This window comes from Streptomyces sp. CB03238 (assembly GCF_002099185.1).
Classification (GTDB): Bacteria; Actinomycetota; Actinomycetes; order Streptomycetales; family Streptomycetaceae; genus Streptomyces.
In genome coordinates this window covers 18,067-30,869 of the sequence record NZ_NBCN01000045.1, presented here as the reverse complement: position 1 = coordinate 30,869, position 12,803 = coordinate 18,067, and the positions used below count along the sequence as shown (strand labels likewise).

The following is a 12,803-nucleotide window of genomic DNA, read 5'->3' as shown; positions in this document are numbered from 1 at the left end:
CGTCCCAGCCCATTTCACGGGCGTGCGGAACGCTTTCCCGCGTCCCCTCCCCGCGCACGCTGCTGTGTCCCACCCCAGGTCCCCCTGTCGTTCAGGAACGCGTTATTCCGCGCATACCTGCTTGTCTGCCACTACTTTCTGCACACCCTCCGGCGCCTTCGCCGGACCGGTGATGGGCACCCCCGCGCCCTTGAAGTCCCCGCCGAGGGTGAGCTTCATCGGCTCCATCTCCCCGGCGTCCTGCGTCCCCTGCTTCAGCGCCGTGGCGGGCAGGCCCATCAGGTCCGCGAGTGTGCGGGCCTGGTCGGCCTGGTTCGGCGCGAACTCCAGTGTCGTCCTGGCGATCTCCTGCGGGGCGTTGCTCTGGTTCGTGGACCTGAAGACGCCCTCGTCGTTCTGCAACCAGTCGAGGGTCTTCTGCGCCGCGCCCGTCTTGCCGCTGCCGTTGTACACGTCCACGCGTACCTCGGAGGCCTCCGCCCGCGCGCCCTTGAGCAGCGCGGCCTGGGCGTTCTTGGCGTCCTTCTCCTTCTTCTTCACCTCGGTGAGCGAGACGTCGTTCTGCATCATCGAGAACAGCGGCTGCGCCTTCGCCTCGTCGACGACCACCGTTGCCTTGACGGTCTCGGCGGGGTTGTCGATGACGGGAAGGGTGGTGAAGGTGATGTTCTTGGGGTTCACCTTGGCCAGCTCCGTGCCGAGGTCCTGGAGCTTGTTGATGCTTCCTATCCCCGTGTCGACGGTCAGCGCCTCGGTGGCCGCCTCCGCGAGGTCGACCATCTTGGACGGACTGGTGAGCGTCTCGCTCGACTTCATCTTGCGGATCATCGAGCTGAGGAACTGCTGCTGCGTCTTGATCCGGTCCAGGTCGCTCTCGTTGCCGAACGCGTGCCGCGTGCGGACGAACGCGAGGGCGTCCTCGCCCATGATGATGTGCTTGCCCTTGGTGAGCTTCAGCTTCGACTGCTTGTCGTTGACGTCCTTGGCCACGCACACCTCGACGCCGCCGATGGCCGTCGTCAGCGTCTTCACCGCGTTGAAGTCGGCCATCATGAAGTGGTCGACGGTCAGCCCGGTGATCTCCTTGACCGTACGCATGGTGCAGCCGGGGTCGCGGCCGGCCTGACCGAGGCTGGTGTTGAACCGGACTCCCTGCTCGCCCGGGATCACCTTCGTACCCTCGGTCGTCTTCGTCTCGCAGTCCGGGATGTCGGTCATCAGGTCCCGCGGGATGGACATCGCGGTGGCGTTCGTCCGGTCCTTGGAGACGTGGAAGAGGATCGTCGTGTCGGCGTGGCCCGCGCTGTTCTTGTCGCCGTAGCCCTCGTTGCCGTCGCCGGTCCGCTTGTCCGTACCGATGACCAGGATGTTGATGGCCTGGTCCTTCTTGAAGCCGCCGCTGCCGGCGCCCGCGATGTCGACCGTGCTGATGTTGGAGTTGAGGTGCTCGTAATAGGCGAACGCCGTGATGGCGAGGGCGACGACCATGCCGGCCGTCACACCGCTCGTCCACATCAGGGCCTTCTTCTTACGGGACTTCTGCGGCTTGCGCTTGCGGCGGCCGGCCGCCGGGGGCGTACCGCCGCCGCCCGGTGCGTCCGGGGCGCCGGGGGCGCGGCGCCTGCGCTGGCCGGGGACGCCGGCGGTTCTGCGGCCGGACGAGCCCGCCGGGGAGGCGGTTCTGGAAGCGGTGGAGCCGCGGCGGCGGGTGGTGCGGGAGGACTGCGCCGACGGGGCCGACTGCCCAGCGGAATGATCCAGTCGCAGTTCGTAGTTGCCGGTCTGCGGGTTGAGTACCCACTGGTCGGCGGGGTCGATGTCGTCCGCCCGTCCACGGCTGTGCGCGTCCACGGTTGCTTGAGTCCTCCGTCGGTGCCACGCGAGGCGCCTCCCCCGTCAGGCGCTCGGTTCCACGATCTCGAGTGCTGCGACCTCACGGCCGGGAGCACCGGATCGCGTCACACTATCCGCCCAGTTCAGCGTGGGGCGACGCCCGTGACAAATTCCACGCCCCTTACAAGGGGGCAATCCGCCCAATACGCCTGCAGTGTGGCGCCCTCTTTGGGTATCGCTTTACTCGCGGCGATTTATCTGCAGGTACCGACAGCGGCATTCGTGCCCGCGAAAGTCGGCGTCGCCGAGGGCTGCTCCCTCTTGCGCCTGTTCGATTCCCCGGGCTCCTCGCTGCCGGACTCGTTCTGCCCGTCGCCGGGCACGACCGCGACCGGCTCGTCGTCACGCAGCCGCTTGAAAAGGCTGTTCGCACGAGGCTGTACGAGTTCGTCCCGGTTGGGGTTGTTACGGTAAGGGTGGCGCGGAACGGTCAGGAACTGCACCTTTTCGGTAGGTACGCTGCGCATGGCGCGCGACAAGTCGTACAGGTCCTTCAACGAGTCCAGACCCGGGTCGGTCGTGACGGACTTGGTGGCCGCGTCGAGCACCGGGTAGAGGCGCGTCGGATTGAGCAGCACCCCATTGCTCTGCACCTTGTTGACGAGCGCGCCGAGGAACCGCTGCTGGCGGTCCATGCGTTCGGTGTCACTGCCGTCGCCGAGCGACTTGCGGGCCCGTACGTAACCGAGGGCCTGCTCCCCGTTGAGGGTCCGGGCGCCGGCCTTCAGGTTCACCCGCGCGTCGGGGTCGTTGATGGGCTCGGTCACACAGACCCGTACGCCGCCCACCGCGTCCACCATGTCCTTGAAGCCCCGGAAGTCGATCACCACGTGGTGGTCGATGCGGATGCCCGTCAGCTTCTCCAGCGTACGGACCGTGCACGCCGTACCGCCGCGCTCGAACGCCCAGTTGAACTGGGCGAACTGCGCAGTGGTGCGGCTGCCGTCCCGCTTGCGGCAGCTCGGGATGTGCACCATCAGGTCGCGCGGTACGGACACAGCCGTCGCGCCGCGCCCGTGGGCGGCCAGGTGCAGCAGGATGGTCGTGTCGGAGCGCTGGGTGCCCTTGTCGCGGCCGTACCGGGCGTTGCCGCTCCCGGCGCGGGTGTCCGAGCCGATCAGCAGGATGTTGCGCGCCCCGCGCACGAGCGCGCTCGGGCGCTCCCTCTCGTACCGCTCCAGCTCGGTGGCGGCGGAGCTGTCGGTGGTGATGTTGGCGTCGAGCTTCTTGTACAGCCACCATCCGGCGCCGGCCGCCACGAGCACGGCGACGGCGCCCACGAAGGCGACGACACGCAGCCCGCGCGGCCGGAAGCCGGTGCGGTGGAGGGTGGTGGGCGGCTCGGCCGGCTCGGCGGTGGGGGGCTGCTTCGCCGGGCGCGTCCCGTTCTTCGCCCTGCCGCCGGAGGGCGGCGCCGTACGCTGCCCGCGCTTCCTGCCGCTCTTGGCGCCCTTGCCGCCCTTGCCGCTCCTGGGCGAGCGGCCCTTGCCGGAACCGGCTGGGGTGCCCGGACCGGACGCCCCTGTCGGGGGGTCCGGCTCCGGGGGCGTACCAGCGCTGTCCGTCACGTCGTCCGTCCGTCCTTCACACGAGGGGTGTGAGTCCGATCATCCATCGCGGACGGCGCCGGAACCCGGGGGACTCGGCCCGCCGTGCGCCGGACGGGTGCACTTCACACCAGAGTGCTGGTGACGCGCTCGCTCTCGACCCGCTTCTGGAGGTCCTCCGGCGACAGCTGGTCCAGGTTCCGGCACAGCACGACCGACGCGCCGGCCGCCAGCGGCGCGTACAGCCCCGCCGACAGCCCCTCCCACGTGTCGTACGGCAGCGCCGACAGCAGCCGCGCCCCGCTCGCCAGGTCCAGCCGCCGCGCGTCCGCGCGTGCCCGGTCCGCGAGTTCCGCGCCGGTCAGCTCCGTACCGCCCACGGAGAGCGCCGGGGCGTCCGGGTCCACCGGGGCGTACGCGGCGAACACGTCGCCCTGCGTCGGGACCTCCACCGCGTAGTCGTCGTACCCGGCCGGCGGGGTCGGGAAGCGGCGCCCCAGCGGCGCCAGGGACAGCGCCAGGCGCTCGCCCCGGCAGGCGAGGCCCTCGTCGAGCCGGTCCGGCCCGGCGACCACGTGGTCCGCGGCGGCGGGGTCCCCGCCGACGTCGGCGACGACGCCCACCGAGGAGCAGGCGACCAGCCAGACGGCGGTCTGCCAGTGCGCCGGCAGCAGCAGCGCGACCCGCTCGCCGGGCTCGGCGGACAGGCCGTCCTGGAGGAGGTTGGCCGTCTTGGCCACCCAATTGGAGAAGGTGGCCACCGACAATTCGACACGTTCACCGGTGGCGTCGTCGTAGTAGGTGACCAAGGGGCGGGCCGGGTCCGCGGCGAGCGCGGATCGCAGCAGGTCGGCGGGGGTACGGTCGCTGGCATTCACGCGCGCCAGGGTACGCGCGCGGGGCGGGCGGGGTCGGCCGTACCGGTGACGGCGTCCACCGGTCGGACCGATGGACCGTCAGTTTCCGGGTGGTTCCCCGGCGGGCGAACCGCGCCCGGCCTGCACAGGATCGGCTTCATGCGTGCCTACCTTGCATCCTCGATCGGCGTCGCGTGCGCCGCGGCCCTCGTCCTTCCGCTGTCGCTCCCCGCGAGCGCGTCGACCCCGCCGACGGCGTCGTCGCCCGGCGCGTCCACGACCACGCCCGGCGCGTACGGCCCGTCCGGTGCCGTCGCCGCCTCGTCCCGTACCTCCGCCGCCCCTGCCGGAGACGTGTCCGTCCCCGGTTCCACCCAGTCACTGCCGCTCGTGACCCTCCGCTCCGAGCGGGCGGGCGGCGCCGCGCTGAAGGGGCTGGCCCGACGGGACGTCCGCCCGTTCTCGCTGGTCGGCGTCGTCTGGGACGACCCGGACGCCGAGCTCCACGGCTCGGTCCAGGTCCGTACCCGCGCCACCGGCTCCCGCACCTGGTCCGGCTGGCAGTCCGTCGAGACCCACAACCAGGCCCACGCCGCCGACCCCGGCACACCCGAACGCGACTCCGGCACGGTACGCGGCTCCACCGCCCCGCTGTGGGTCGGCGCCTCGGACGGCGTCGAGGTACGCGTACGGGCCGAGGCCCCCCGCTCCGGCGCCGCGCCCGCGTCCCTGCCGCGCGGTATGCGCATCGAGCTCGTCGACCCCGGCGACGAGCCCAGCACCGAACCCGCCAGCGAGGACACCGCCCAGGGCCCCGAGGTCCCCGAGGGCACCGACACCGGCACCACCAGCGGCCAGGCGCCGGCCCCGGCGCTGACGCCCGAGGAGTCGGCCGCCTCCGCCGTCAACGCCGAACTCGTCCCGCTCGGCGCGACCGAGATCCCCGAACTGTCCAAGGCCGAGACGGAGGCGGCGTTCGCCGACCAGTTCGGCGACGAGGCCATGGCCTCCAAGCCGTACATCGGTCCCCGCCCGCGCATCATCACCCGCAAGGGCTGGGGCGCGGACGAGAAGCTGCGCGAACGCAACTTCGTCTACACCAAGTCCGTCCAGGCGGCCTTCGTCCACCACAGCGCCACCGGCAACAACTACACCTGCAAGCAGGCCCCCTCCGTTCTGCGCAGTATCTACCGCTACCACGTCAAGAGCAGCGGCTGGCGTGACTTCGGCTACAACTTCGCCGTCGACAAGTGCGGAAACATCTACGAAGGCCGGGCAGGAGGCGTGGCCAAGGCGGTGCTGGGCGCGCACACCCGCGGCTTCAACACCAACAGCATGGGCATCGCGGTCCTGGGCACGTACAGTCAGTCCACCCCGCCCTCGGCGGCGGTGACCGCCGTCGCGCGGCTGACGGCATGGAAGCTCGGGCTGTACGGAAAGGATCCGCGGGGGAAGGCCACGCTGACGTCGGGTGGCGGAAACCTGTACAAGAAGGGCACGAAGGTCAAACTCAACGTCATCTCCGGGCACCGGGACGGCTTCTTGACCGACTGCCCCGGCACACGGCTCTACGGCAAGCTCGGCACGGCCCGGAAAGCGTCGGCCAAGTACCAGGGCCGGTGACGACGACCGGGACGGCTGTACCGAACGGTCTGCATACACTGTCCGGTCGTATCGGTCATATGACCGATGTGGCCCATCGACCGGACCCAGCAGGAAGCAGAGACGACAGGTGACAGAAGCGATCCTCCTGGTCGGTGGCAAGGGCACCCGGCTGCGTCCGATGACGGTGAACACGCCCAAGCCGATGGTCCCGGCGGCGGGCGTCCCGTTCCTCACGCACCAGCTGGCCCGCGCGCGGGCGGCGGGCGTCGAGCACATCGTGCTGGCGACCTCGTACCTCGCCGAGGTGTTCGAGCCGTACTTCGGCGACGGGTCGTCGCTCGGCCTGCACATCGAGTACGTCACCGAGAAGGAGCCCCTGGGCACGGGTGGGGCCATCCGCAACGTCGCCTCCCGCCTCCGCTCCGGCCCGGAGGAACCCGTCCTGATCTTCAACGGGGACATCCTGACCGGCCTGGACATCCGGGCCCTGGTGGACACCCACGAGACGTCCGGCGCGGACGTCTCGCTCCACCTCACCCGCGTCGAGGACCCGCGGGCGTTCGGGCTCGTCCCGACGGACGCCACCGGGCGGGTCACGGCGTTCCTGGAGAAGCCGCAGACGCCCGAGGAGATCGTCACCGACCAGATCAACGCGGGCGCGTACGTCTTCCGCCGCTCCGTCATCGACACCATCCCGGCGGGGCGGCCGGTCTCGGTCGAACGCGAGACGTTCCCCGACCTGCTGGCGACCGGCGCCCACCTCCAGGGCATGGTCGACTCCACGTACTGGCTGGACCTCGGCACCCCGCAGGCGTTCGTGCGCGGCTCCGCCGACCTCGTGCTGGGCCGCGCCCCCTCGCCGGCCGTCCCGGGCCGCCGCGGTGACCGGCTCGTCCTCGACGGCGCCTTCGTCGCCACGGACGCCAAGCTCACGGGCGGTACGGTCATCGGCGCCGGCGCGACGGTCGGCGAGGGCGCCCGCGTCGACGGCAGCACGGTCCTGGCCGGCGCGGTCGTCGAGGCCGGCGCGGTGATCAGCGACTCGCTGATCGGCGAGGGGGCCCGGGTGGGCGCGCGGACGGTCCTTTACGGGGCGGTCATCGGCGACGGCGCCCATGTGGGCGCGGACAACGAACTGCGCGACGGGGTGCGGGTGTGGTGCGGGGCGCGGCTGCCGGACGGGGCGGTGCGGTTCTCCTCGGACCAGTAGGGGCCAGTAGGGTCGTAGGCACCAGACCTCCGAGGACGGACCGTACCCGTGGCAGGCCGCTACGCCCCCCGCACGACCCGCACGACCGGCACGACCGTGCGCGGCGGCCATGTCGTCATACCCGCGCAGGCCTCACCTCCCCGGACGAGAAGCTGGACGCCGCCGTGGCCGCTGGACCTGGGGCTCGCCCTGGGGCCGCTGCGGCGCGGCCCGGGCGACCCGACGTTCCGGACGGCGCCCGACGGGTCGGTGTGGCGGGCCACCCGCACCCCGGAGGGCCCCGGCACGCTGCGGGTCGCGGCGCGGGGCGGGACCGTCGAGGCGGAGGCGTGGGGCGCGGGCGCGCAGTGGCTGCTGGACCGCCTCCCGGCGCTCCTCGGGGCGGAGGACGACCCGTCCGCGTTCACCCCTCGCCACCGGCTGCTGGCCGTGACCGAGCGGCGCCGCCCGGGGCTGCGGCTGACCCGTACCGGGCTGGTGATGGAGTCGCTGATCCCCTCGATCCTGGAGCAGAAGGTCACGACGGACGAGGCGTACCGGGCGTGGCGTCTGCTCGTACGCAGGTACGGCGAGCCCGCGCCGGGCCCGAACGACCGGCTGTACGTCATGCCCGAGCCGCGTACGTGGGCGCTGATCCCGTCCTGGGAATGGCACCGCGCGGGCGTCGACGCCAAGCGCTCCACCACGATCCTCCGCGCGGTCCGGGTGGCCCGCCGCCTGGAGGAGGCCGCCGCGATGGACCCGGTGGACGCCCGGCGTCGGCTGGAGCTCATCCCGGGCATCGGCCCCTGGACGTCCGCCGAAACGGTCCAGCGCAGCAACGGCGCCCCCGACGCGGTCACCACCGGCGACTACCACCTGCCGAGCATCGTCGGCTACGCCCTGGCAGGCCGCCGGGACGCCGACGACGAGGAGATGCTGGAGCTGCTGGCCCCCTACGCGGGCCAACGCCACCGCGCCGCCCGCCTCATCCTCCTCAGCGGCCACATCCCACCCCGCCACGGGCCCCGCTTCACCCCCGGCAACATCGCCACGCTCTGACCCCCGGAGCCGCCCGGTCACGCGGTGCCGTCCGGCGGGGCTCTCCGCCTGGGCGCCGCCCCGCGGTTGGGGCACTCGGGGCGGGTCGCCCGCACGGTTGAGTCGCCGTCCCGGCGGGTGGGCCCCGTGGTCGGCCCGTGCGCGGGGGCGTGCCGCAAAGCCCGGAGTCGCCCCGGCGGTCGAGTCGCCGCCGAGGCGTGCCTGTCGGACCCGCCCGCCCCGGCGTGGCGTCCGCGCTCGGGTGCCGGCTTGGAGGCGCCCGTCCGGGTGTGGGCTCTCCGGGTCGCCCGCGCGCGGGAGCGTGCCGTTGGGGCCGCTCCGGGGATCGTGTCCTGGGCTCTCCTTCGCAAGCTCAGTCGTTTTACGCCCAGAACACGACCCACTGCGCGTCCCCCGTCGGGCCGGGCCAAGGCACCGGGCGCCTCGCGGCCGGCCTTGCGCAGCGGCCCGTCCCGGTGCGGTGTCCGCCCGCGGCGCGAAGCGGCCGCGGCCGGGGTGTGGGGGCGTCAGCCCCCACGTACAAACAACCTCCCCCGTAAGAGGGCCGGGGGCACAGCCCCCGGTGTCGGGAAGGGGCGGGTGGGGGACAAAACCACCCACCCGGGGAAACGTCACCGCACCTCCACGAAGCCCTCCACCGCCCGCGCCGCCCGCGGCCGGGGCACGCCCGCCGCCCGGCCCACCGCCACCGCGCCCATCGGGTCCCAGTCGCCCGGCAGCCCCAGCACGTCCCGCACCACATCCCGGCAGAACATCGTCGACGACACCCACGCCGACCCGAGCCGCTCACCCGCCAGCGCAACCAGGAAGTTCTGTACGCCGGCCCCGGCGGCCACCACGAACATCTCCCGCTCCGCCGCATCACGCCGCGCGTCCCCGTAACGGTGCGAGCCGTCCATCACCAGGCACGGCACCACCAAGTACGGCGCGCGCCGCAGGACGTCCCCGCGGCGGACCCGCCGCGCGATGGCGTCCTCGCCGAGGCCGTCGGCCCGCAGGTCCGCGACCCACGCGTCCCGCATCGCGTCCAGCAGCCGCACCCGCGACTCCGCCGACTCCAGCAGCACGAACCGCCACGGAGTCGTGTGGTGCGGCGCCGGCGCCGTCAGGGCCGCGGCCACGGCGCGCCGCACCGCGCCCGGGTCCACGGGGTCGTCCGTGAACTCCCGCACCGTGCGCCGCTGCGTCACCGCCTCCCGCACCGCCTCGGACGTGCCGAGCCGGAACATGTCGTCCGCCGCGTCCCGCACCAGCGCACGGGCGCCCTCGGCGTCCTCCCCGGAGACGACCAGGTGCGCAAGGCCCCGCACCACCGCGACCGGCAGCCCCGCCGCCTTGCCCTTCACCAGGTCCCCGGCCGCGGCCAGCTCGTCCGCGCCGGCGACCACGGTGGCGACGAGCGGGTTGCCGTACGCGTCCGTACCGCCGCGCAGGTCGTCCAGCACCCGCACCCCCGCCGCGCCGATCGCCACATCCGTGACCCCGCTGCGCCACGGCCGCCCGAAGGTGTCCGTGACGACGACGCCGACATCCACGCCGAGCGCGTCCCGCAGCCCCGCGCGGATGGCCCGCGCGGACGCGTCCGGGTCCTCAGGCAGCAACAGCACCGTCCCGGCAGGGGTGTTGGACGCGTCGACCCCGGCCGCCGCCATGACGAGGCCCTGCCGGTTCTCGACGATGCGAAGGGTTCCGCGCCGCGCCACCACCCGTACCGTCTCGGCGTCGATCGCCGCCTCGCGGTCGTCCGCCTCGACGATCCGCCCCTCCGCCTTGCTGACGATCTTGGACGTGACGATCAGCGCGTCACCGTCGGCCAGCCCCGGCTCGCTCGCCGCGACGGCGGTGGCGATCAGCTTGGCGAGATCGTCGCCGGGCCGCACCTCCGGCAGCCCGGGCAGCGCCCACACCCGGTACGAGGGGGTCGTCATGCACGTACCTCCTCGGCGAGGGCCAGCGCCTCGCGCGCCATCTCCGCCGTCGCGTCCACGTCCGTCATCATCAGCGGCACCGCCCGGCACCGGATGCCGGCCGCCTCGACCTCGCCGACCGTGTCCGCGTCCACCGTGTCGACGAGCCAGCCGTCCAGCAGCCCGGAGCCGTAGTGCTGCGCGACCGCCGCGGCCGTGGACTCGACGCCCACCGCGGCGAGCACCTTGTCGGCCATGCCGCGCACCGGCGCGTTGCCGACGATGGGGGAGAGGCCCACGACCGGCACGCCCGCGTCGGCGATCGCCTCGCGGATGCCGGGCACGGCGAGGATGGTGCCGATGGAGACGACCGGGTTCGACGGCGGGAAGAGGACCACATCGGCCGCACCGATCGCGTCCAGCACACCCGGCGCCGGCTTGGCCTGTTCGGCGCCGACCGGCACGACGGCCTGCGCGTCCACGGAGGCGCGCAGCTTCACCCAGTACTCCTGGAAGTGCACGGCCTTGCGCTCGCCCTCGATCTCGACGGCGACGTGCGTCTCCACCCGGTCGTCGGACATGGGCAGCAGCCGGACGCCCGGCTTCCACCGGGCGCACAGCGCCTCGGTGACGGCGCTCAGCGGGTAACCGGCGCTCAGCATCTGCGTACGGACGATGTGGGTGGCGAAGTCGCGGTCGCCGAGCCCGAACCACTCGGGCCCCACTCCGTACGCCGCCAGTTCGCTCTTGACCTGGAAGGTTTCGTCGGCCCGTCCCCAGCCCTGCTCCTCGTTGATGCCACCGCCCAGGGTGTACATCACCGTGTCGAGGTCGGGGCAGACCTTCAGCCCGAACAGATGGATGTCATCACCGGTGTTGCCGATGACCGTGATGTCCGCGTCCGGCGCGGCCTGCTTGAGGCCACGCAGAAAACGGGCACCGCCGATGCCGCCGGCCAGAACCACAATGCGCATGCGCAGCAGTCTGTCAGGCGACTACGACATCCCGGGTCTCCGGGGCGGAGCAGGCACTGGTGTGCATCGGCATGTCGGTCAGGCCCGGGTAGTAGACGTGCAGGCTGACGGCCGGTTCGAGCGAGTCGTTGACGACATCGTGCGCGTAACCCGGCGCGAAGACGCGCTGCGCGCCGGCGTTGAGCACCTGTGCGCCCATTTCCGTACGTTCCGTCAGTTCCCCTTCGAGGACGGTCAGTACGCCGGAGGACTTGCCGTGATCATGCATACCCGTGCCCTGTCCGGGCACCCAGGACAGCAGCCACACCTCGTAGCCGGGTCCGGTGCGCAGCCGGTGGTACCAGCGGGTGGTGGCGTCGTACTCGACGAGATGCGCCCACTGCGCGCGGTCGGCGGCGATGGACCGGGCCAGCCCGGCGAACTCCGCCACGGTGGACGGGTGCTCCTTGGCGGGCTGGAGCAGGTGCTGTACGGCGAGGATGTCGCCGGCGATCTGGAGGTCGCTGTCGCTGTTCATGGGATACGGGGGTTCCTCGAGAGAAACAGGTCCGGAAACCGGAAGGCTGAAAACAGACGCTGGGGGAGAAGACGCTGGAGCGCTACGGCATCAACAGCTGGAACAGCGACAGCAACAGCGACAGAGCGGCTGGAGAGCCCGGGCAGCGCTGTGGGACCCACGGGGGTGGGTCGCGAGGAGCGCTGTGGTCGCTGGCATGCAAACAAGGTGACTGGCTCGATGTACGCCTGTCAACCCAATGCCCGATTTGGCGGCAATGTTTCACCTCATCCGGTTACTCCGTCCGGAGAAAGGTTTGTGCTGTCGGGGGCCAGGACACATGCCGCTGCAACCGCCCGCGCAAACGTCGCCGCTCCCTCGTGACCTGACTGTGATCCGGGTCGCTTCACCGGCTCGACCGCAACAAGATCGAAGCGGCGGACGTCCTCCCTTGAAGACGTGGTGAAAGGGGGGATGCGGGCGAGGTGGCGGCATGTGTCTCATTTTTGCTGATTTGAACACTTTCCGCATACCCTTGGTTCCGCAGAGTGAATACCGGGCCCAATAGCAGATCCCAGCTTGACTGGCCCGGAGCACCACACTTGTAATTTCACTCGTGTCGTTCGGCCGAAAAATTCGACAAACGGCCACATCACGGGGACGCAAAGACCGACGAGGGGCGCACATGACCGAGTTGTTCCAGGAACTGCTGGTCGAGGACGCGGATGAGGAACTCGGCTGGCAGGAGCGCGCGTTGTGCGCCCAGACGGATCCGGAGTCCTTCTTCCCCGAGAAGGGCGGATCCACCCGCGAGGCCAAGAAGGTCTGCCTCGCCTGCGAAGTCCGCTCGGAATGCCTCGAGTACGCGCTCGCCAATGACGAAAGATTCGGAATCTGGGGCGGTCTGTCGGAGCGCGAGCGCCGCCGCCTGAAAAAAGCGGCGGTCTGACGCCACCGCCCCGCGGGGCCGGAGTGAGACCCGGCCGCCGTGCCCGCGCCCGGAGCGGGTGGCTCCGGACCACCACAAGCCGCCGCTCCAGGGCCCACCACTGGGGCTGTCGGCGCAGGGCCGAGCACCCACCGCACGAGCCGCCCGGCCCAGCGACGCCGCCCGGCCGGCAAGCGCCGAGCCCGCCGGTCACCTGCCGCTGAGCGCGCCGCCCGGCCCAGCGACGCCGCCCGGCCGGCAAGCGCCGAGCCCGCCGGTCACCTGCCGCTGAGCGCGCCGCCCGGCCGCCAGCGCCGAGCCACGCCGCCCCATGGCGCCTCACCA

10 protein-coding genes are annotated in these 12,803 nt (G+C 72.0%); 4 read left to right on the top strand and 6 right to left on the bottom strand.

Annotated features, from left to right (window positions below; translation table 11 throughout):
- Positions 1 to 102 precede the first annotated feature (102 nt).
- The 3 genes from BKD26_RS38095 to BKD26_RS38085 all read right to left on the bottom strand — a co-directional run bounded on the left by BKD26_RS38095 (position 103) and on the right by BKD26_RS38085 (position 4,318).
- Positions 103 to 1,851: an LCP family protein gene (locus BKD26_RS38095; RefSeq protein ID WP_084898954.1), complete on the bottom strand. Its 1,749-nt coding sequence runs from the start codon at positions 1,849 to 1,851 to the stop codon at positions 103 to 105.
- A gap of 236 nt (positions 1,852 to 2,087) precedes the next feature.
- Positions 2,088 to 3,461 carry an LCP family protein gene (locus tag BKD26_RS38090; RefSeq protein ID WP_084898952.1) on the bottom strand — a complete coding sequence of 458 codons (1,374 nt, stop codon included), beginning with the start codon at positions 3,459 to 3,461 and terminating at the stop codon, positions 2,088 to 2,090.
- A gap of 104 nt (positions 3,462 to 3,565) precedes the next feature.
- Positions 3,566 to 4,318, bottom strand: a complete 753-nt coding sequence (locus BKD26_RS38085) for a TIGR03089 family protein (RefSeq protein WP_084898950.1) — start codon at positions 4,316 to 4,318, stop codon at positions 3,566 to 3,568.
- Between the two features lie 138 nt (positions 4,319 to 4,456).
- Here BKD26_RS38085 and BKD26_RS38080 point away from each other — a divergent pair, with 138 nt between their 5' ends.
- The 3 genes from BKD26_RS38080 (at position 4,457) to BKD26_RS38070 (ending at position 8,153) form a co-directional block, all read left to right on the top strand.
- Positions 4,457 to 5,920, top strand: coding sequence for an N-acetylmuramoyl-L-alanine amidase (locus BKD26_RS38080; RefSeq protein WP_084898949.1), 1,464 nt, complete (start codon positions 4,457 to 4,459; stop codon positions 5,918 to 5,920).
- A 109-nt stretch (positions 5,921 to 6,029) separates the two neighbouring features.
- Positions 6,030 to 7,112 (top strand): NDP-sugar synthase, encoded by a 1,083-nt coding sequence (locus tag BKD26_RS38075; RefSeq protein WP_084898947.1) that lies wholly within the window; start codon positions 6,030 to 6,032, stop codon positions 7,110 to 7,112.
- A gap of 96 nt (positions 7,113 to 7,208) precedes the next feature.
- On the top strand, positions 7,209 to 8,153 hold the full coding sequence (locus tag BKD26_RS38070) for a DNA-3-methyladenine glycosylase 2 family protein (RefSeq protein WP_241518723.1): 945 nt from the start codon (positions 7,209 to 7,211) through the stop codon (positions 8,151 to 8,153).
- A gap of 611 nt (positions 8,154 to 8,764) precedes the next feature.
- Here BKD26_RS38070 and BKD26_RS38065 read toward each other — a convergent pair.
- Genes BKD26_RS38065 through BKD26_RS38055 form a run of 3 tightly spaced genes read right to left on the bottom strand, consistent with a single transcriptional unit; the run spans position 8,765 to position 11,551 of the window.
- Positions 8,765 to 10,081, bottom strand: a complete 1,317-nt coding sequence (locus BKD26_RS38065; protein WP_084907723.1) for a coenzyme F420-0:L-glutamate ligase — start codon at positions 10,079 to 10,081, stop codon at positions 8,765 to 8,767.
- On the bottom strand, positions 10,078 to 11,034 hold the full coding sequence (gene cofD, locus BKD26_RS38060) for a 2-phospho-L-lactate transferase (RefSeq protein ID WP_084907722.1): 957 nt from the start codon (positions 11,032 to 11,034) through the stop codon (positions 10,078 to 10,080). Before cofD ends, BKD26_RS38065 begins: the two co-directional genes overlap by 4 nt.
- 13 nt (positions 11,035 to 11,047) lie before the next feature.
- Positions 11,048 to 11,551, bottom strand: a complete 504-nt coding sequence (locus tag BKD26_RS38055) for a cysteine dioxygenase family protein (protein ID WP_084907721.1) — start codon at positions 11,549 to 11,551, stop codon at positions 11,048 to 11,050.
- A gap of 664 nt (positions 11,552 to 12,215) precedes the next feature.
- Between BKD26_RS38055 and BKD26_RS38050 the strand changes: the two genes are divergently transcribed.
- Complete coding sequence (locus tag BKD26_RS38050) at positions 12,216 to 12,479, top strand: WhiB family transcriptional regulator (protein ID WP_023588371.1); 264 nt, start codon at positions 12,216 to 12,218, stop codon at positions 12,477 to 12,479.
- Positions 12,480 to 12,803: the final 324 nt, after the last annotated feature.